This is a genomic window from Rhodococcus sp. H29-C3 (genome assembly GCF_030063405.1).
Classification (GTDB): Bacteria; Actinomycetota; Actinomycetes; order Mycobacteriales; family Mycobacteriaceae; genus Rhodococcoides.
Genome location: NZ_JASITC010000022.1, coordinates 1 through 18,995, shown reverse-complemented (window position 1 = coordinate 18,995; position 18,995 = coordinate 1). Strand labels below are relative to the sequence as shown.

Below are 18,995 nucleotides of genomic sequence, written 5' to 3'. Positions count from 1 at the left end.
CGCATGCTCGGGGGTTGAGGGCCAGATGGCCGGAATCCGGCGCTAGGCAGAATATCGACTGGCCAGCGAGGAGATGGCAGCCATTCGAGTGGTGAACGTAGAAACGACCCTGTCGGTGGGCCAGTGGTTCGATTCCGTTGAGGCAGGGGGTCTCGTCATCCCTTCGGGGCACCGGTCGAGGGAGGTCCCCGCTGCATTTCGGGGCCTCCCGCATCGCAGCATCACTGACACCGTCCCGATTTGAGCTGTATATGTTGTGCCACAACCTGTTTCGGTGGCTGTGCGCGATGGGGTCAGCCCATTTCTGCGAAATCCGGCGCTAAGGAGTTACCGCAGATAATCGCCTATTATCTGCGGTAACCTTGAAGGCGACCAGGCGCTACACACCTCCATGGGCAGGGCGGCTCTGTAAATTATCTGCGATAGCGCCACCAGGTTCGGTCCTCATTTTGCTTAGCGCCGGTTTTCGGTCATCTGGCCCTCACCCCCTCATACGGCAGGAACTGACTGTGGTTTCTCATCCGATGTGGCGGAGACCCGTCGGGTGGGACCTGAGGTTCGCCACTTACCTTCGTCCGCAGCGTCGTTGATTCTTCTCATCGAACTTGGCGGATTTCTGGACGCGTGCGGCGTGGTAGCTGATTCGCACGGCGTTGTTGTCCCTGCGTCAGTGAATGACCGGGGGCGTCTCTGCCAGGTGTAGCAACTGCGCCGCCACCCCGCCGCCACATTCACTGGGAATCCGCCACATACGGCAGGAACTGACACTGACACCTGTTTCCGTTTCCGAAACGTAATGAAATGAAACGTAATGAAATGATATGGTTTTGGTATGACCGCAGCCGAGCCGCCCCGTAAGCCAGGCCGACCCAAGATTCACGCCACACCGGCCGATCGAGTGCGGGCACACCGCGAAAGGGCCGCACAGAAGGCCGCCGCCATCTCCGATCCCGCCGGCGTCGATGCCGCCGACACCGCAACTCCAGAACTTGCTGTTGCGTCCCTCGCTGCCGTTCTACCTGCGCTCGAAGCGCAGTTCGGACACCTCAACTCCCTGGTGCGGCGGGTCGAATCCGCGATCGGCACCGTCTCGGACCCCACAGCCCTCGACCAACGCCTCGAGCTCATGCGCGCCGAAACAGCACGCACTGTCTCCGCTGCCGAAGAACGCACAGCAACAGCCGAAGCCGCAGCGCACGCCGCGACCATGCGCGCGAACGCCCTCGACGCCGAGAACGACCAATTGCGTGTCGACGCAGCCGAAGCATGGGAACAGACCGACGCCGCCGAGAAGGCCGCAGCCGTCGCCCGTACCAAGATCGACGAGCAGAAGGGAGCGCACCAACAGGCCCTGGGCGAGCTCGACGCGCGTCAGCGACGCGAGATCGGCGCACTCCAGGACAACCACGACTCCATCGTGGCCTCGCTCAACACCAGCCACCGCGAGACGGTCGACCGCTACGACGAGAAGACCCGGCGACTGGACGCCGAGGTAGCCGAGTTGCGCACCGAAACGAAAACCCTGCGCACGGATCTCGCCACCGAGCGAGCCGCGCACCAAGACGACAACCGCAGCCACGTAACAACACTTGCCCAGCAGCGCACCGATGCGACAAAACGCGAAGCCGAACTACGCCGTGACTACACCGAACGACTCGACGAACAGAAGGCGATCGCCACCGACCTACGCGAAGAAATCGCACTGCAACGAGCCGAACTCGATCGACTCCGCGGCCTCGAAGAAGATCGCCGAGACATCTGAGCGGCTCCACTGTCCGGACACCTGACACCGGGTGCAGTTGTCAGTTATTCCTGACGAATTGACCGCAGCGCTTGAAAGTTGCAACTCCAGGTGGGGCGGCACGGGAGTCGTTGCCCGCCTTGACATTACAGCGGAACGCTGTATAGTTAAGGTATGGGAGAAACCGAGAACACATTGACCGCCGTCACCGCCGCGTACAAAGATGTCCGATCGGATCATGGATTGGGAGTGTCGATCCGGCGCGGCAACAGGGAAGTCGAGTACCTGGACGCGACCGATATCGAAGAGCACGCACCGATGGACTGGACACCGGACGAAGCCACCCAGTTGCTTCGTGAAAGGGGTTATGGCGTCGTCGGGGAGTGGACGGACATCGATCACACCGGCGGCGACGATCCCACCTGGAAAGTCGAGATTCTGTCCGAACCTCAGTGCTCTCGTCTGCACTGCTACTGCAACTGAATCGACATTGCTCGTCGAGGACCGGGCAGCTGATATCTGCCCGGTCCTCACCGCCGATCACACCACACCAGGGGAGAACAGCACCGATGACCACCACCGCCACCGCATCCACCGCCCCCGGCTACACACTCGTCGAGGCCGACCCCACCACCCTCGACGTCGCCGAGAACGTCCGCGACGGTGTCGTCATCACCGACGACCCCGACTTCATTGCCTCCATCGCCGCTCACGGTGTCCAGCAGGCTGTCTCGGCGGTCCGCCGCGCCGACGGAACCCTGGTTTTACATGATGGTCAGCGCAGGGCGTTCCCTGGAAACTAGCCGTGTTGTCTGGCGGGATGTTGCGCCCGAATTAGCCCTTGATGCCATTGTTGAGCTGTGGCGCAGACCAGCGCACCACAACCCGTGGGCTGCGAGATCGACTGACATCAATCACACCGTGGCTCTAGACAGTATGAGGGTGCCCACGTAAGTGGGGCCGAAGGCCTCGAGCTGCAAAAAGGACGTGGGTTGCCAGGTGTGTATTCACACTGGTAGAGCCACATTGCAGATCTCAGGAGGCCTCCGGTGATTACTCAGGGTACAAGTGTCGGTTTGGATGTTCACGCGCGATCGGTGGTCGCACACGCGATCGACGAGGACACCGGGGCGGTGACCAGGGACCGGTTGACCCCGGACTATCCGTCGATCATCGCGTGGTTGACGGTGTTGACCTCTCCGGTTCGAGTCGCGTACGAAGCGGGCCCGACGGGTTTCGGTTTGGCGCGGGCCATCATCGCAGCGAGGATGGAGTGCATTGTTGCCGCGCCGTCGAAGTTGCAACGGCCGGTCGGTGACCGGGTGAAGACCGATGCCAAGGACGCCGCGCATCTGGCGAAGCTGCTGCGACTCAGTGAGCTGGCTGCGGTGACCGTCCCAGCCGCCGGTACCGAGGCGGCTCGAGATCTCGTTCGCGCCCGTGACGATGCCCGGGGCGATTTGATGCGAGCCCGCCATCGACTCTCGAAACTGCTTCTTCGGCAAGGGATCATCTACTCCGGCGGGTCCGCGTGGACAGGCAAGCACGAGTTGTGGTTGCGCCGGCTGAGTTTCGACGCGCCGGCATTGCAGGCGGCGTTCGACAACGACTTCGATGCGGTGCTCTCAGTCGGTGGTCGCCGTGATCGCTTGGACGAGAAAATCATCGGCATGGCGGCGTCGGAGCCGTGGGCGCCGGTGGTGACCCGGTTGATGTGTCTGCGGGGAATATCAACACTGACTGCCTTCGGATTGGCCGTCGAGATCGGCGACTGGTCCCGGTTCACCGGATCCACGATCGGCGCGTACACCGGTTTGGTGCCCAGTGAGTATTCCTCGGGCGCTTCACGATCACAGGGACCGATCACCAAGACCGGCAACACCCATGTACGCAGATTGCTCGTCGAGGCGGCGTGGCATCACCGACGCGCATACAACAACCCCAGCCGTGACATGAGGGTGCGGTGGGCCGACGCGGGACCGGTCGCGGCGGCGCGTGGCCACGCAGGCAACAGTCGGCTGCATCGTCGCTGGAACACCTTCGATGCGCGGAGGAAGAATGCCTGCGTAGCCAACGTAGCAATCGCCCGCGAACTGTCCGGGTGGTGTTGGTCGCTGGCCACACTCGATCAAAGCTGAATTTACGACCCTCCATTCGAAGGAGGGACACCAGACCGTGATCGTGGTGTCGTCGAGCCGACGGGCCACCCGTGTGCGGTGACGGATCTACGGCTGTTCTATGTGCCGCAACATGTTTCAACAGCATGAAGCGACGCACGACTCTAGACCAGTAGCAAACGCCACCGATGTCGAACACTGCCCAGCGGTACCCAACCCGCGTATATCAGTCCGACACCACCGTCGAGAACTCGACTGCCCCGGCACGACCGCGCCACGATCACGCCACAAAAGGAAGGTCACCCCGACCGTGAGCCCCAACCACGCGGGGTGACCTTCCCGTGCGCCCACTTGACAGTTACCTACATATCAGAACGCGGTGGTCCTACTATCGGGGACCTGCCACTGTGACCCACTGAACGATGAACACTGAGTGGGCGTGTTTCGGATTCGATCATCCTCGTCTAATCAGGAGTCTCTGTCGCGGAGACGATTTGGGCGATATGGCAGGGCGCGTAGACCTTAGCTGTCCCCGTTATCGCAGCAACGTCGGGTGCGGTCCTCGGTGCCGTCGCCGATCTCGTCTTCGGGGCCCGTGGCCCAAATTTCCAGCAGATACGTTTCTTCCGTTCGATCGACATCGGCCAACACTCCGCACCCGATCGACCTCAATGACGTAGAGCATCAGGTCATTACCCAGCGCTTGACTCACTGCTGGATAGCGCGCAGCATCTTTACGATCAACATTTTTAGATCCGCCGAGTAGTTAGAGAGTCAATGACGATGGCCTCCTCAGTTCCTGCCGCACCAGCAACTGCCCTTGCCGGCAAAGCGGAAGGGGATCCCGAACTGCAGGACCTTCGAGGCACCACGCAGAAGATGACTCGCATTCGTCGAATCATCGCAACTAAGACCCTGGACGCACTGCGGGCTACCGCACAGCAGACCCAGCAATGCGAGGTTGACCTCACTAGGGTCGCAACCCTGAGATCGCGTGCTAAGGAAGCGTTCGCCGAAAGAGAAGGTGTGAAGCTGACCTTCCTGCCATTTTTTGCGAAAGCGGCAGTCGAAGCGCTGGGCGTGCATCCGAACATCAACGCCTCTTACGATTCGGCGACTGGGGACATTACGTACCAATCACACGTCCACCTGAGCATTGCGGTGGACTCCGAGCAGGGATTGCTTTCACCCGTCATCCACAACGCCGACAATCTGTCATTTGCCGGGCTAGCCCGAGCCATCGCCGACGTCGCCAACCGTGCCCGCACAGGTGGCCTGAAGCCAGATGAGATGGGAGGCAGCACATTCACAATCACAAATATCGGTAGCGCGGGCGCGTTGTTTGACACACCGATCCTGCTGCCGCCCCAATTGGCAATGCTCGGTACAGGTGCAGTCGTCAAACGGCCCGTTGTGATCGCCAGCGACGGCAACGAGTTCATCGGAATCCGTTCAATGGCATTTCTACCGCTGACTTTCGATCGTCAACTGGTCGACGGAGACGATGCGGGCCACTTCATGAATACCATTAAACGTAGGCTTGAAGAAGCCGCATTCGAGGAAGATTTGGGTCTGCACTAGAAGAATATTCACTGGCGATTTACCGGCTCGGCGGAGTCTCGAAATTCGGTCTTGGGACGCCTCTGGACGGCACCGCCTCCGTCTCAGGGCCTGGGAGGAGCGGGTCTGCGCGGTGGAGGCTGGTTCGGCCGCCTAGACTGACCGCAGAACGATGAAAGGGCTACTCGACATACAGAGCCGTCCTCGATCGGATGCCCGCCGCTACAGCTGGTCGCTGACGCAGGCGGACGCATTACCTTTAGACGCCGGTCGACGCTGCAAATTTCTTGAGTCCGTAGCGTCACAGCGACCTTGCTGGTTCCTGAAGTGCGCCCCTCGACAACTGTGCATAGCGATGACGACGTTCCTCATCGAACACCCCAAAGCCCGGTTCCTCGTCGACCCGTCGATGTGCGCCGACGTTCATGACTTCGTAACAATATGCGCACAAGGGCGTTGATCGGCTCGGCGATGGTGGGATGCTCTGTCACTCGCGGATACCGGGTTGGATCGGGATGAACTCGCGTAACGCCGCTGCGAATTTTTCGGGTTGGTCTTCGGGGATCAATGTCCACGAGTCGTCGATGAGCACCTGACGCGCGTCGGAGAACAGCTTCAGGAGCCGGTGTGCGTGGGCCAAGGGCATCATCCGGTCTTCGGTCGCCCAGACGACCAGTACCGGCCTGTCGAAACGCGACATCTGAGAGGCCCACGTGCGCAGAGTCTTTCGTCGCGGAGTTCCAGTGCTGAACTTGCGAAGGTCACGGCGTATCTCTGCGTTGCGCGTTGCCGGCGCAAAGCACTCGTCGAGCACCTCGTCGGGTATGCCGTACTTGCTCAGCCCGCCCCACGCGAGCTTGTTGTGGCGCACGAACTTCGTGGACAGAAGTCGTAGGAACAGGGCGGTGCCGCCGGGAAGCCGACAGAGTGCGACGGCCGGGCGGGCGGGCAGCGGTGGGAAGTTGTCGAACGCTTCGCATGACGCGAGAACCAGACGTCCGACCCGATCCGCACGGCCGTCGGACACGATGAATTGCCCGCCGCCTGCGTCGTTGAGCACCACGGTCACATCGGTGAGGTCGAGCGCGTCGAGGAAATCCGCAAGGATCCTTGCGATGCCTCGCTGTGTCAGGTCGGCGTCCGCTCGCATCGGGCTGCGGTGCGCGCCCAAAGGCAGAGTCGGTGCGATACAGCGATACCCACCGAGTAGCGGAGTGACCTTGCGCCACTGACTTTCGTTCATAAGCAGACCATGTCCGAACACCAGTACCGGGCCGTCGCCGCCGGTGTCGAGGTAGTCGATCGGTCCGGCCGGCAGGTCAACACGCAGCATGGCATCCTCGCTAGATAGATCGTTCTAGTGAATCCGAAGGTACAGTGGGTGATCTTTGGACGCAAGGGAGGTATCGATGGCAACGGACACTCGCTCCCGCATCCTCGACGCGACTGCCGAGCTGTACCGGCGTCAAGGGATGGCCGCAACCGGACTCAAGCAGATCGCTGCAGCAGCCAATGCCCCGTTCGGTTCGATCTATCACCATTTTCCCGGCGGCAAGGAACAGATCAGCGAAGAAGTCATTCACGCCGAGGGGGTGCGTTACGGCCTGCTCGTGGCCGGGCAGCTGGCTGCGGTCACCGACATCGTCGAGGGGATACCGGACATCTTCGCGTCAGCGGCCGCCAGGTTGGTCGAGCTCGACTACACCGAAGCGTGCTCTATCGAAACCATTGCACTCGAGGTGGCCAGTACCAACGAACGCTTGCGTCTGGCAACGGAAGTCGTGTTCACCGGCTGGATCGACGGTCTCACGCAGTGGTTCGCCGACACCGGTCTACCGAACGATGAGTGCCGGAGTCTGGCCATGTGCTGCTTGACGAGTCTCGAGGGCGCATTCGTGCTGTGCCGCAGCCTGCGGTCCACCGAACCCATGATCGCCGCAGGCCTGGCCGTCCAATCTCGCACGCGAGCCGCACTACACGCGAGCGGCGGACGACCGGCTGTTCGAACTACTTCAGCCATTCGCCGCGAGTGACGCCCCGCCGAAGATCATGAGTTTGTGCGGGTCCGGGAACGGCGCGAATCCAACCTTCCGGTAGAGCGCGTGTGCGTTCTCGGTTGTGAGCCGCACGCGCTTAAACCTGAATGCACCGATGAACTGGTTGACGCGTTGTGAGTTCCGTTGCAAGACTGGGACGTGGATGTAGGTGTGGGTGATCATCCGACCTCGATGTCGGGTTGTTCCACTGTGTTTTTCATCTTGTGGGTGGGCAGGGAAGAATGCGTTAGGACAGAATCGGTTCATTCTGGCCAAAAATGCTGCTGAACAGCCTTTTCCATGACTGTTCCCATGTCCAGTTCGATGGGAGGTGCAGCGTTCGTTTCCGGGCAGAGGATGCGACTCTCGCGGGTACCGTCACGATTTTGTCGCGGATGGTGGCGGTGGTTGCTTTCGCCAGGGTCGGGTCACCGGTCAGAGTTGCGGCGGCGCGGGTGAGATTGAAAGCTATCACCGCACAGACCAGCCAGGCAGCGTTCGCTGCATGACGCCCTGAGGGCAGATGGGCGAGGGCGCTGCCCTTGAGGTCGGCGTGGACTTGTTCGATGATCGCATGGCCGCGGTGAAGTTTGTCGGCGGCGACGGTACCGAGTTCGGCGGGGTCGGTGGTGGTGAAGAACGCGTGGAATCGCCAAAACGTCGAAGAGTTGCCGTTGGCCTTGGTCTTTTTTTTGGGCGCAGGTCCGGGATTTGCCGCACGATCAGCCGGCCGGGAACGTGGTGGGCCTTCTTCTGGGAGGCGAATGCGGTGAACGGTATTTCGGCGACTTTGGCGGTGGAGATCCAGTGCTGGGTGTCCTCGTCGAAGAGTGCGTTCGTGTATTCGATGGCCGTCCAGGCATCGTCGGTGATGGTGGCGATGGCTGCCCGGGTCACCGAGTTGAGGCCGGTGGTGATCGAGACGTCAGCGCCGCCACGCAGAGCAGCTCCGATGCTCGGATATCCGTAATTTGCTGAGTCGGCGCGTACCACTGGCTTCGACAATGCTTGTGCTGCTGTGTTTGTCGGTGTCGGTGCCGTGTCTGCTACGGCCCGGAGTCGTTCCACTGTTGCGAGGGTGTCGGCGATCATCCGTTTCGCGCCACGCGCGGACCCGCACGATCCTTTGCGGAGGCGTTGGCCGGTGATCACCGGGGCGGCAGTGGTGGTGCTGACTGTGGTGATCAGCGAATTCAGGCCCCGGACCCCGGAGTAGCCGTATCCGGAACCTTGTTTGCTGTGACCGTGCACTTCGATGATGGTGTCATCAATGTCGATGAGTACTCGTTCGGTGCTCAAGCCCGCGAGCACCGGAGTCTGTTCGGCTAGCGAGTGCAACAAGCGGGATCCGACGGCATCGAGTTGTCGGACGTGCCCGGAAGTGAACTTTCGCAGAAACGAACCCAGCGTCGAGGGTGCTTAGGGGGCAGTCGAAGAGGATGCCCATCGCTCCGTGGCGGATCCGGTGGAGGTCGGTGATGGAGTCGGCGCCGGCGATCATGCCCCCGACCAGCGATCCGATCTTGCGGCCGGCGTTGGATCCTTTGTCGGTCGGCACCGATAGATGCTGATCGGCGAGGGTGAGGAGTCCGGATTGTTCGGCCAACGCCATGATCGGAACCAGCCCGCCACACGACACGAGATTCGGGTCGTCGAAGCGTGCCGCGGTGACGGGATGGGTGTGAGATAGTTGCATCTGCGAGATGCCCTTCGTCGTGGCCGAATTGTTTCTGTGAGAAGTTCAATTCTTTCACCACTACAGGTCATTTCGCGTATGGTGCGCGTTCAGCTGTCACCAAATCGGTGTATCCAGGTTAAGGTTCGAGGTGTTCGATGAGTCGCGGGGGGCTGGGGCGGCTTGACCGGTGCGGCGATTGCTGGGGTGGGTCGCGGCGGAGATTGTCGTTCTCGACGGTTAGTACGTGCAGCGCCCGAGCGAACGTCTCGCTGGTCAGGCGGTAGCGGTCGCGTTCGTCTCGTAGTGTCTGGTTGTACTGCTCCAGGTCGGCGATCTGTTCGCGGAGCCTGACCTCATTATCGGGGATGCGGTTGTGGTTCTCTCGCTGCGCGTAGAACAGGTCCTTGAGGTCGGTATGTCTGTGCGTCAGCTTGTTTCGCTTGACCCCGGCTTCCTGCGCGAGGCTGACAATGTCGAGCTTGCCTGATGAGCGCAGCGGTGTTCCTGCGAACAATCGTTGCATGGCAGCGGTGATAGCACGCCGGTCGTCCTCATCGGTCACCGTCAGACTCCTCGTGGTCGGTGGGGCGGGTCCGCTCATGCTGCTCGACAAGTTTGTTCAGGTGCGTTGCTCGTTGGCCGAGGCGTTCACGCAGTGGCATCGGGGTTGCCGGCTCGACGATTTCGTCGCGGAGGCGGGCGATCTCGCCGCGCAGTGCGGCGATGTGGGCATCGGTACGCGCGACGTTCGCGCAGGCCGGATCGCACCGGTCAATCGCCGGTGTCTTCAACGTGCCGGGCAGTGGGTCACGGCTGGGGTGGCAGAGCGATTTGGCGGGGTCGTAGTTGCAGGTGAGGAACGACTCGGGGTTGTCATAGACAAGGAACTTTGGGGCGTCGAGCAGCGCCTTTGCCTGCTTGGGAGTCAAGAACATGCCCTCGAACCGGAGCTGGGCTTCGGTGGCGGCGCTGATCAGCCGGCGGGCGGCAGGTCCGGAGACGTGTTCGCCGCGGTGGAGGCGATCGGCAACGATGTCGAGGTAGTCGGCCATCGCTCGTGCGGTTTCGATGTCGAGGATGCGGCGTAGTCCGTCGCGGGCTCGTCCGGCGTAGCCGTCGGTGACCGTGGACGGGCGCAGGTGCCCGTACTGCAGGGCCAGAGCGACGCGCCCACCGGGCAGGCGGGCGATGTGCCAGGCCAGGGTGCGTCGGAAGCGGTTCACGCGAACCGGGCCGTGCGGATCGTCGGGGATGGATTCGGCGGGGCGGGTGCGGGCGGAATAGTCGTTGAGCCATGCGGTGAAGGCCACGATCCGGGCGTTGGCGCCCTGACAGGTCAGTGCTTCTCCGCTCCGCTTGCGCGAACCCGACGTCGGCGCGGCCCAGGCAGTTTTCGCGGGAAAGAGTAACGGTCCGTCCGCCATTCGCTCCAACACACGTACCGCGCGGACCACCGGCGGGATCACAGTCCACGGCCTGTCTCGGGGAAGCCCACCCATCACATGTTTGCCGTCACTGTCGCGGGCGCCTTTGAAGTAGTTGCCGTGGAGCTGGTAGCCGCGGGGGCCGGTGCCGTCGGTCCCGGGTTCTGGGCAACACCCGACTCGCAGTTCGAGTGCTTCGCCCGGCCTCATCCCGGTTAGGTACAAGATGATGATCAGGCATGCCGTGGACAGTCGGTGCATGAGCCGCGGGGCGTCGTGAAAGTTGATGTGTTCCATCCACGCTCGCCCGTCCAGGCGCCCCTGGATGGGACATCGCAGCGGTGACTGGTCCGCCACGGGTAGGTGTGATCCGTAGGTTCGAACGGCGTAGCTGGCCTGCTCTTTGCTGGCGTGTGCGCGGCCAGCGAGGTGAGAGACCGCGAGCACGGGGTGCCCGTCGTGGATGCGGCCGGGCAGCGGCCGATTCTCGACTGCGTACTGTTCGACCAGCTTCCGCAGCGTGGCCGATGCGGTGGGGTTGGCGTGGGGCGTGATCTGTCTCATGAGTGTTTGGTGTTCGAGCCAGGCGGTGAGGATGTCGTCGGCGAAGTCGTCGACGAACCGCATCGCCCAGATCAGCAGCGGCGACATCACCGCCGGATGAATGGGGTGCGTGCCGTTTTCGTTGGCGGTGTTAGTCCGCGGCAGGTAGTCCCGCATGCTTTCGGCGTGCCACGGCGGCTTCGGAATGCGGTCGCCGGGCGGCAGATGTGACGCGAACGCCCACAGCAAAGTTACGGCGGCGAGGCGATTGACCGCCGTCGAGGTGGAGATATTGAGACGCCCGACCTCGACGGCGTAGTCGGTGAGGTCGTCGACGGTCAGTGCCTCGAGTTCGGTGATATTGCGGGCGAGTAGCCACTGTGCGAGTTGGCACCATTGGCCGACAACGTTGCGCATCGAGGCCGGGTGCGGCCACTTTCGTCTGCGGGCAGTTCGGCTCCCCAACAGCGCGTCGGGGGTCGGAAGGTTGACCAACGCCCACCCGGCGCGTCGAAACGACTCCCGCAACGGCAGCGGGAACAGCTGCCAGTTCAGACAATCGTGCACCTGGTGGTCATTGGTGTTCAACGGCGAAAGATCCCACCGCAGGTCGCCGAACCGGGACACAGCCTCACCGCCGTAGGTCTCGGGCAGTCGATGCGGCTCGAGGTACGGATCGGCGTCGCGCGCCCGCCGGGGCCGGGGTGCGTCGGTTGCCGAGGCGTGAGCGGTGGTCATGCGTCCAATGTCCTGCGCAGCAGCCGGTCGATGGTGGTGCGGTCCGAATCAGTGATCCGGGCGCGGACCTCGGATCGTTCGGCTGCAGTCGTATGGGTCTCCAAAAGCACCGAGATCCGGGCAAAGTGCTGCTGCCAGTGCCGATCCCACATAGCGGTGTCCAGGACGGCGTGCAGTTCGTTTAGCCCGTCGTGCAGGTGGACCAGGCGTGGCAGGTGCCGGCGGGTGGCGACCGCGTTCGGGCATGCCAAGCACAGCAGGAATGACGCGGTGCACGGCAGGCCTGGATCGTTGTGCGGGCTGTGGGTGAAATCGGTGCAGGCCGCGGTGGCGGTGTCGAGGTCGCCGCGCGCAATGGCTGCGGCGAGGGCGGGATCGTCGGATAACTCGACCAGTGCCTGGGCGTCGTTGCCGAGGACGAGCCGCATCGCACCCACCAGGTGGGCGTGTTCGGCGGCGTCGGTGAGTCCCCGGGCGATCGTCTCGCCGGCGTCGTGTTGGCTGGCTGGATCTCGCAGCATGTAGACCGTGTCGTGGACCTGTTGGGTGTTTTGGGACGGTTCTTTGCGGATCAGCACCTGCACGGTGCGCCGCAATCGTCGTAGGCTCACCGATTCGACGGTTCCGACCTTCACACTCTTGCTGATGCCGAATCCGAATTCCTGACCGCGGCGCGACGGGCACGCGGTGCGGTAGACCAACAACCGGTCAGTGGGTTGTCCCAGCACTGCCAGCGCCTCTCGGGCTGGTTCGGTGGCTTCGACGACGCGGTGCAGCAATCGTCCCGGACTGCCCGGACCGTTGTCGAGGAGGTTGGAGCTGGTGTGCCGCAGCCGCACCGGGCGACGCGGCTTGTCGAGCTGGACGGTGTAGACATCGACGTCGTCGGCGAGGGCCGGGGCGTGCGCCTGCGGGACCTGCATCCGGTGCAACACAGACTTGTTCCACGACTCGCTGGCCACCAGCAAGATCGCCGCCGCGAATACTTCACTGCGGCTCAGGAACAGCCTGCCCCACGTCTTTTCCGGTGCCAGCCCGCCGAGGACAGCGGTATGGCGGCGCGAGGGTCGCCGACAGCCGCTGACGTGTTCGAGCAACGGCACCTCACCCGTGCGGGCCACACAATCGAGGGCTTCACCGATCAACCAATCATTGCTTGCCGCCGTGAACTCGCCTGCCCGCCAGCGACGTAGGTGTTCGCGGTTGTCCCGGATTCTAATTACGGCGCTGTTGAACACGGTCGCGGCGGCCGAGCGGATACGCAGATACTCCTGATAGGTGTAGGCGATCTCTGTCGGAGGTGGTGCGGGCTCGATGCGCCGATCAATGACCTCGCGTGTCTCGGGGGCAAGCGCGGGTGCCTGCAAGAGCAGCGATCGGAGCGCGATCAGGTGGTGGCGAGTTCCAGCGGACGGAGGAAGAGACATCCGCCAGGACACCCACACAGCGGGGGTGATCTGTCCGATCCACGCCGGCGGTTGTTCCAAAACAGCCAATCCGCGCAGCAGCAGCCGAACACTTAGATAGCCGCCATAGCAGGTATCCCACGAACGCCACTGGCCTGACGGCCCAATCTTGCGGTCGAACGCCGCTGCGAACTGTTGCCGCAACTGCAGGCTGCCCGGCAGCGGTGTGAAGTCGAAAACACCTGCGTTGGTTCCGTCTTCGGACCACAGAGTCGCCACCAGGCCGGTGCTGTCCAACGAGGCCGGCCGTCGATACTGCGCGTCGGGCAGCGCCGCCGTGCCCTGATGCCGGCCCGCCACGCTAGCGCTCCTTCTCGTCGCCGGGTCCGGTATCGACGACCCGGTCTGTGGCCGCGGCGACTCGCGCGAGCACCTCGCTCAGGTCGTCGCTGCCATCCAAAATCATTCCCAGGCGCAGACCGTTGAGCGGCTCGAGATAGATATCGCGGGTTGTCTGCTCACTCCGATGACCAAGCAGGTCTTTGACCAAAGTGAACGCATTCCCGTAGACGCTGCGCAGGTGATCGCGATCGTCCTTGTCCAGGCCATACCGGGAATCGAGGCCACGCTGCAGTGTGACCAGCATCTTCAGTGCGAAGGAGTGCCGGCAGCTGTGCGGAGTGATGCCGATCGGCTTTCCCCACCGCAGGCACCGGGCATTGGCTGCTGCGAACACCGCGTCCCAGGATCGGTAGTCCATCGGCAAGCCGCCATCGGTGAGCCACAACTGCAAGGGCTCGAGCCCCTCATCGCCGTGCACGAACAGGCGCCGCCGCTGACGCTCGTCGATCGCGGTGACGGGGAACTCGCCGCGGCGCCCCAACCCGTCTTCCCACGCCAGTCGGCGCTGTCCCGCGGCCACCTTGGTCACGATCAGCTTTCCCGCTAGCCGCTCGTATCGACCCGCCCGCTGCGCACGGCCGATCGCCTGACGTCGGGTCGTGGCGATGTAGCCGGCGATCGAGCCTAGCGTTGCCGCGGGAACGTAAAAACTGCGTTCACGACGTTTCGCGATCGCCGCGGCCACCGATCCCTCGCAATAGACTTGTCCGGTCATCGGGACCGGAACTTCGACGGTGAGCAAGCAACCGCCCTCCCGCAGACGAAGTCCGCTGTCGAACAACAGATCCGCGAAGGCAGCGTTGCGGCCATCGTTGCGGCCCCGCCAGCCCGGCTCCGGCAGACCATCACCGGAGTAGCCGCGCAACCCAATGTCGCGCCACAGCCGGTAGGTGCGAGGGGTTACCCATTTGACGTTGGCGACCCGAACGTCCTTCGGTCGATTGGCGGCCACCTCGACCATAGTGCCGTCACGGCGGCGCACGGTGTGTGTCGCCACCGGGCTACGCTCCACCGCGCCGGAGACCACAGCCCAGTCGAACAGCAACCTGAACGCGGCGAGCTCCCGAGCCCACTTGGCTCCACCGACCGGCCGCGGGTTGTCCGCCGACCGGCGTCGCCACGCTGCGTAGTCGTCGATGTCGTCGTAATCGGCTTGATCCCAGTACTTTCCGCGTCGCCACAGGAAGGTGAAGAACAGTCGATAGTCCTTCACATACGACTGTCGTGTTCCCTCAGCGAGAAACGCAAACCGGGACCGACGAAAGAACCTCGCCAGCCGCGGATCGACCCGACCGGCGGGGTCGATCAAGATCGGCGTGGCCTCTTCGACACCCAGCGCCCGTTCGCGGGCATCGACATTCACCCACCCATCGAGCATGTCGTCGAACCCGACCGGCACGTCGACACCACGAGTGGTCCAGTACAACCACCACTCGGAGCAGTTCGACGTGCTATCGGAAACAGCGTCCGCAGAGGGCACTTTTCGAACGTAACCCCGGCAAGAGTGATATCGACCCGCAACACGCCCAGACCTTCGAGGGAACGTACCCTCGCTGCTCGCGAGGCAGGCCTCGCCACGATCCCCGTCCTGGTGCGGGAGGAGAGCGCCGACGAGCGCGCAGCGGGCATCGAACGGATCACCGCGCAGGTCGTGGCCAACGATCACCGCGAAGACCTCACCAAAAGCCAACGCGCCGCCGCAGTCGCCGGACTCTTCGATCTGGGGCTCAACGCCTCACAAGTCGCCACCGCACTGCACGTCCGCAAGGACTACGCCGACAAGGCCGGTCGGGCAGGACGCTCCGAACGCGCCCGACGCCAGCTCGACGACCACCAGCTCACCCTCGAAGGAGCTGCGCTGCTCGCGGACCTCGAAGACGCCGCCCAAGGGCAGCCGTGGGTCACCGACGCCATCGACAAGGTCATCGAGCGCGGATACGGCATCGAGTACCAGCTGAGAAACCTCGAACGCCGTATAGACGAACGAGCAGAGGCAAGCGCCGCCGCCGCCGAGTACACCGCACGCGGATTCACCCTGCTGCACGACGAACCGTCCACCAAGGCAGGGGACTGGTTCTCCCTGGCGGATCTGCGCAGCGGCGACCAAGACGCGGTCCCGGCCGATGTTCCCGAGCAAACGCCGCACCTGTGGCATGTCTACGTGTGCGCTAGCGGATCGGTGTGGGTCGACAAGAAGACCCGCAATCAAGTCGACGAGGACGACATCGACTTCGACACCGAGGGCGACGAAGAAGCCGAAGCCGAAGAAGGGACGGTGCACGCCGACATGGTCGAGGAGACCCCCGTCTGGAGCTACGAATTCTTCCTGCGCCACGATCACCGCGCCGAGACCGGACTGACCCTTGCCCCCGAACTCGCAGCACGTATCGCCGGCGGCGATACCGAGGGTGCGGATGGGCTCTCGCCATCGCAGCGAGCAGCGGCACAAGCGGAAGCCGAACGTATCGAGACCCAACGCGAAGAGCGACGCAAGGTCAAGGCCCTCAACCGAGCTGGAGCCACCGCCACTGAAGTGCGACGCACTTTTCTCACAGGCTTGTTGGCCGGTAAGGCGGCCCCGAAGAACGCCACCAAGTTCATCGTCGTCGTCCTGGCCGCCCATGGTGATGTGTTCACCGAATCCAAGTGCGCCGAACGCTACAGCGACATCATGGGCTCACCGCTGCGCGAAGCCGCACGGAAGGTCGAGACCGCCACCGCCACTCGCGCCGAGGTTCTACTGCTGGCCCGCGTGCTCACCGCCTTCGAGGCCCGACTCACCGGTCCCCAGGACGCCAAGGACTACTGGCGGTTTTCCTCCAAGCACTATCGCGGAATGGTCGGCATCGACACCTACCTGACCTTCCTCGCCGACTGCGGCCACATTCTCACTGCTGTGGAACAAGCCGCGGTAGGCAACATCACCCCCGATGCTGCGTACGAGAGCATGTCCGACGACTGACAGGTGAATTGGCAAGGCCCCGAACATCCCAGTGATGTTCGGGGCCTTTCTCAGTTGTCCAGCAGGTCAGTTCGTGAAGATCGCATCTCGGTACTGTCCCGGGCTGACTTCGAGAACGAGGTCAGTGGGATCGGCGACTTCGAATGCAATCGTGAACTGGCTCTCGCGGGAGGGGAGCAGAATGTGACCCGCGTTTCGCATCGTCGATGTGTTGCCTCGCGCCCGCGCGGGGTCAGGAATCGTTGACGAACGGGACGTGCGATATGTCAGTTGCGTAAGTCCGTGCGAGCGCCCCGACCTGGGCGCTCGGCGATCCATTTCTCGATTTCCTCGGCCGCGTACAACGGCTCACGTCCTTGGTAACGCACCGGTTTCGGGGCCTGGTCACGTGCGACGTAGGACCGCCACGTCGAGGCTTTGATGGGCTTGGGTAGCTTGTGCTCGATCAGCGCCAGCACCTCGGGCAATGACAGTTCTTCAGCCATCACGGCCTCCGGTGGGCAGTGCGATTCTTGGAGTCGACATACCTCGACCATACAGCCCTACGCTGTAAAAAAACCACCGATCTCTTGACGTTACAGCGTAACGCTGTATAGTAAACGTATGTCCACGACGCGCACCGAATCGACCGACTCCCTCTGGCAGGGAGAGCTTTTCACCGCATGTGCACTACCCGGCTGCCTCGCCCCGGTTGCCATACCTGGCGACGTATGCACCACCTGCCGGACCGCCTTCGGTGGGATGCTCCGCACGAACGACAGGCACGTAGGCGATCCGGCCCAGATCGTTGCCGAACTCGATGCCCGCGATGCCGGCGTGCTCGCGCAGTACCGCGCCCGTGCTGCAAACACTGCTGCACCAGAACAAGATTCGACCCCGAAACGAGGCCAGGTGTGCTGGCTCTGCGAAGAACGCAGAACGTGCACGCCCGAAAAGGCGGGCTGGGAATGCGCCCGCTGCCGCGACACCGTCCTCGCCTGAACTTCCGAACCAGATCCGACTCAGCCAGGAGACCCGAGAATGTCGATCCGCATCACCCGAACCGCCGCGCCCCACACCGGCGCAGGTCTACCGCCGATCACCGACAACATCAGCGTTGTAGACGCCGCCCCCGCCTTGGTGTTCGTGCGTATTTATCGAGCCGCGTACTCGATCGACGCAACTGTTGCACCCGGCTCCATCGACGCCGGCATCTATCCGTCCCCGGACGGTGCCCCGTGGTCGCAACGCGGCATCACACCGGGGGAGAAGTACCTGGACGCACCGCACGTACAGCACCACGATCCCGTGCGCGAGTGCGCGTGCTCGCAGCAGGCATGGGCGCTCGCGCTGCCCGGTAGCCGCTACCGAATGCAGTTCGAAACCTACGACGCCGGATTCATCATCACCTGGACCTTGGAGCACCTGTGACCACCACCCTCGCCGCGAACGCCATAGCTCATCGCGCACTCAAAGGAGTTGGTATGAAGCTTGTTTCGCTCGACCCGCACTTCAAAGGCGCAATCGCCGAGATCCTCGGCTACCGCATTGCCCCCGCCGGCCGGGTGGAGGTCACCGCCATCATCGACTCGCCCGGTGCCTGGTACAGCTGCGCCTACCCGGTCGTGCTCGACGCCGACCAGGTGCGCCTGCTCCTGACCGTGCAGTCCATCTCCCCATCCTCGATCCACCGCGCCGGAAAGGCCCACCGATGACGACCGCCTCGACCACACTTGCTCGCGTATCGACGTCCATCCTCGCCGACGACAGTCCGCCCGGGACCGAGGGAGTAGCGCAGATCCTCTCGTTTCTGGTGTGGGGAGGATAGAAACCACCACACGCAAACAGCTCACCAGCTGAAACCCGCACATCAGGTGGGTGCGACCGAGAGTATCCGTCGTACCCACCTGGCATCATCACAGTCACTACGACGCCAAATCGCAGGGGGAAACAACCGTCATGAACATCATCTCCGCACGAGCACAACGAAACCGAGCACGACAGAACCTGCTCGACAATCCCACCGACGAAACCGTCGATGCCTACAAAACCGCCGAACAGACCTACCAGGAGCAACTGCCGATACTCGACGTACTGCGGGCTCTGCTGTGCCTGATCGTCGGCGGCGTAACATTCTTCGCCGGCATCTTCGATGATTACACCCTGGCAACAGTGGTCGGGCTATGCCTCATCGCGCTCGCCATGCTGGCTGCTCAGGATTTCCGACGGACGCAAGATCGCGGTTACGAACGCACTCGCGACCGCATCGCCGCCACACTAAGCCTGAATGCACCGATGCGCTGACTCGCTCGGTCTGAATCGTGTTGCGTGGTATCGGGTGGGGTGTGGGCGTGATTGTTCGGCCGATCTCGGGTATCGACTTGTTCCACTGTGGTTTTCGTCTCGTGG

The 18,995-nt window shown here is 63.0% G+C and carries 16 protein-coding genes and 2 pseudogenes; 11 read left to right on the top strand and 7 right to left on the bottom strand.

What is annotated here, in order from left to right:
- Positions 1–832 precede the first annotated feature (832 nt).
- From QMK32_RS23705 to QMK32_RS23685, 5 genes and pseudogenes are all read left to right on the top strand, one after another.
- On the top strand, positions 833–1,762 hold the full coding sequence (locus tag QMK32_RS23705) for a hypothetical protein (protein WP_283477959.1): 930 nt from the start codon (positions 833–835) through the stop codon (positions 1,760–1,762).
- A gap of 153 nt (positions 1,763–1,915) precedes the next feature.
- Positions 1,916–2,224, top strand: a complete 309-nt coding sequence (locus QMK32_RS23700) for a hypothetical protein (RefSeq protein ID WP_283477958.1) — start codon at positions 1,916–1,918, stop codon at positions 2,222–2,224.
- An 86-nt stretch (positions 2,225–2,310) separates the two neighbouring features.
- A complete protein-coding gene (locus QMK32_RS23695; RefSeq protein ID WP_283477957.1) occupies positions 2,311–2,544 on the top strand; it encodes a ParB/RepB/Spo0J family partition protein in 234 nt (77 codons plus the stop codon).
- Positions 2,545–2,790: 246 nt separating this feature from the next.
- Entirely contained in the window at positions 2,791–3,879 is a 1,089-nt protein-coding gene (locus QMK32_RS23690) for an IS110 family RNA-guided transposase (protein ID WP_283477955.1), read from the top strand.
- Between the two features lie 765 nt (positions 3,880–4,644).
- Positions 4,645–5,439, top strand: a pseudogene (locus tag QMK32_RS23685) (2-oxo acid dehydrogenase subunit E2); the annotation flags it as partial.
- Positions 5,440–5,905: 466 nt separating this feature from the next.
- Here QMK32_RS23685 and QMK32_RS23680 read toward each other — a convergent pair.
- The gene (locus tag QMK32_RS23680; protein ID WP_283477953.1) at positions 5,906–6,751 is read right to left on the bottom strand and encodes an alpha/beta fold hydrolase; all 846 of its coding nucleotides are present in this window, start codon (positions 6,749–6,751) and stop codon (positions 5,906–5,908) included.
- Between the two features lie 76 nt (positions 6,752–6,827).
- Between QMK32_RS23680 and QMK32_RS23675 the strand changes: the two genes are divergently transcribed.
- Complete coding sequence (locus QMK32_RS23675) at positions 6,828–7,451, top strand: TetR/AcrR family transcriptional regulator (protein WP_283477952.1); 624 nt, start codon at positions 6,828–6,830, stop codon at positions 7,449–7,451.
- Between the two features lie 250 nt (positions 7,452–7,701).
- On the opposite strand, the pseudogene QMK32_RS23670 reads toward QMK32_RS23675, so the two are convergent.
- The 5 genes and pseudogenes from QMK32_RS23670 to QMK32_RS23650 all read right to left on the bottom strand — a co-directional run bounded on the left by QMK32_RS23670 (position 7,702) and on the right by QMK32_RS23650 (position 15,125).
- Positions 7,702–9,150 (bottom strand): annotated as a pseudogene (locus tag QMK32_RS23670) (IS1380 family transposase).
- A 118-nt stretch (positions 9,151–9,268) separates the two neighbouring features.
- Complete coding sequence (locus tag QMK32_RS23665) at positions 9,269–9,694, bottom strand: hypothetical protein (protein ID WP_283477949.1); 426 nt, start codon at positions 9,692–9,694, stop codon at positions 9,269–9,271.
- Positions 9,684–11,837 carry an integrase gene (locus tag QMK32_RS23660; RefSeq protein WP_283477948.1) on the bottom strand — a complete coding sequence of 718 codons (2,154 nt, stop codon included), beginning with the start codon at positions 11,835–11,837 and terminating at the stop codon, positions 9,684–9,686. Before QMK32_RS23660 ends, QMK32_RS23665 begins: the two co-directional genes overlap by 11 nt.
- The gene (locus QMK32_RS23655; protein ID WP_283477947.1) at positions 11,834–13,603 is read right to left on the bottom strand and encodes a hypothetical protein; all 1,770 of its coding nucleotides are present in this window, start codon (positions 13,601–13,603) and stop codon (positions 11,834–11,836) included. The genes QMK32_RS23660 and QMK32_RS23655 overlap by 4 nt, the downstream gene beginning before the upstream one ends.
- A 1-nt stretch (position 13,604) precedes the next feature.
- Entirely contained in the window at positions 13,605–15,125 is a 1,521-nt protein-coding gene (locus QMK32_RS23650) for a site-specific integrase (protein WP_283477946.1), read from the bottom strand.
- 24 nt (positions 15,126–15,149) lie between these two features.
- Here QMK32_RS23650 and QMK32_RS23645 point away from each other — a divergent pair, with 24 nt between their 5' ends.
- Positions 15,150–16,607 carry a ParB/RepB/Spo0J family partition protein gene (locus QMK32_RS23645; protein WP_283477945.1) on the top strand — a complete coding sequence of 486 codons (1,458 nt, stop codon included), beginning with the start codon at positions 15,150–15,152 and terminating at the stop codon, positions 16,605–16,607.
- 266 nt (positions 16,608–16,873) lie between these two features.
- On the opposite strand, the gene QMK32_RS23640 is transcribed toward QMK32_RS23645, so the two are convergent.
- On the bottom strand, positions 16,874–17,092 hold the full coding sequence (locus QMK32_RS23640) for a helix-turn-helix transcriptional regulator (protein WP_283477943.1): 219 nt from the start codon (positions 17,090–17,092) through the stop codon (positions 16,874–16,876).
- Between the two features lie 118 nt (positions 17,093–17,210).
- Between QMK32_RS23640 and QMK32_RS23635 the strand changes: the two genes are divergently transcribed.
- From QMK32_RS23635 to QMK32_RS23620, 4 genes are all read left to right on the top strand, one after another.
- A complete protein-coding gene (locus QMK32_RS23635; RefSeq protein ID WP_283477942.1) occupies positions 17,211–17,588 on the top strand; it encodes a hypothetical protein in 378 nt (125 codons plus the stop codon).
- A gap of 39 nt (positions 17,589–17,627) precedes the next feature.
- Positions 17,628–18,017, top strand: coding sequence for a hypothetical protein (locus tag QMK32_RS23630; RefSeq protein ID WP_283477941.1), 390 nt, complete (start codon positions 17,628–17,630; stop codon positions 18,015–18,017).
- 53 nt (positions 18,018–18,070) lie between these two features.
- Positions 18,071–18,301, top strand: a complete 231-nt coding sequence (locus QMK32_RS23625; RefSeq protein WP_283477940.1) for a hypothetical protein — start codon at positions 18,071–18,073, stop codon at positions 18,299–18,301.
- Positions 18,302–18,545: 244 nt separating this feature from the next.
- The gene (locus QMK32_RS23620; protein WP_283477939.1) at positions 18,546–18,890 is read left to right on the top strand and encodes a hypothetical protein; all 345 of its coding nucleotides are present in this window, start codon (positions 18,546–18,548) and stop codon (positions 18,888–18,890) included.
- Positions 18,891–18,995 lie beyond the last annotated feature (105 nt).

What these genes read in the sequence shown, in the direction of transcription:
- QMK32_RS23695 (WP_283477957.1), top strand. Translation starts at nt 2,311, where the DNA reads ATGACCACCACCGCCACCGCATCCACCGCCCCCGGCTACACACTCGTC.
- QMK32_RS23675 (WP_283477952.1), top strand. Translation starts at nt 6,828, where the DNA reads ATGGCAACGGACACTCGCTCCCGCATCCTCGACGCGACTGCCGAGCTG.
- QMK32_RS23660 (WP_283477948.1), bottom strand. Translation starts at nt 11,837, where the DNA reads ATGACCACCGCTCACGCCTCGGCAACCGACGCACCCCGGCCCCGGCGG.
- QMK32_RS23620 (WP_283477939.1), top strand. Translation starts at nt 18,546, where the DNA reads ATGAACATCATCTCCGCACGAGCACAACGAAACCGAGCACGACAGAAC.
- QMK32_RS23700 (WP_283477958.1), top strand. Translation starts at nt 1,916, where the DNA reads ATGGGAGAAACCGAGAACACATTGACCGCCGTCACCGCCGCGTACAAA.
- QMK32_RS23705 (WP_283477959.1), top strand. Translation starts at nt 833, where the DNA reads ATGACCGCAGCCGAGCCGCCCCGTAAGCCAGGCCGACCCAAGATTCAC.
- QMK32_RS23635 (WP_283477942.1), top strand. Translation starts at nt 17,211, where the DNA reads ATGTCCACGACGCGCACCGAATCGACCGACTCCCTCTGGCAGGGAGAG.
- QMK32_RS23680 (WP_283477953.1), bottom strand. Translation starts at nt 6,751, where the DNA reads ATGCTGCGTGTTGACCTGCCGGCCGGACCGATCGACTACCTCGACACC.
- QMK32_RS23630 (WP_283477941.1), top strand. Translation starts at nt 17,628, where the DNA reads ATGTCGATCCGCATCACCCGAACCGCCGCGCCCCACACCGGCGCAGGT.
- QMK32_RS23625 (WP_283477940.1), top strand. Translation starts at nt 18,071, where the DNA reads ATGAAGCTTGTTTCGCTCGACCCGCACTTCAAAGGCGCAATCGCCGAG.
- QMK32_RS23640 (WP_283477943.1), bottom strand. Translation starts at nt 17,092, where the DNA reads ATGGCTGAAGAACTGTCATTGCCCGAGGTGCTGGCGCTGATCGAGCAC.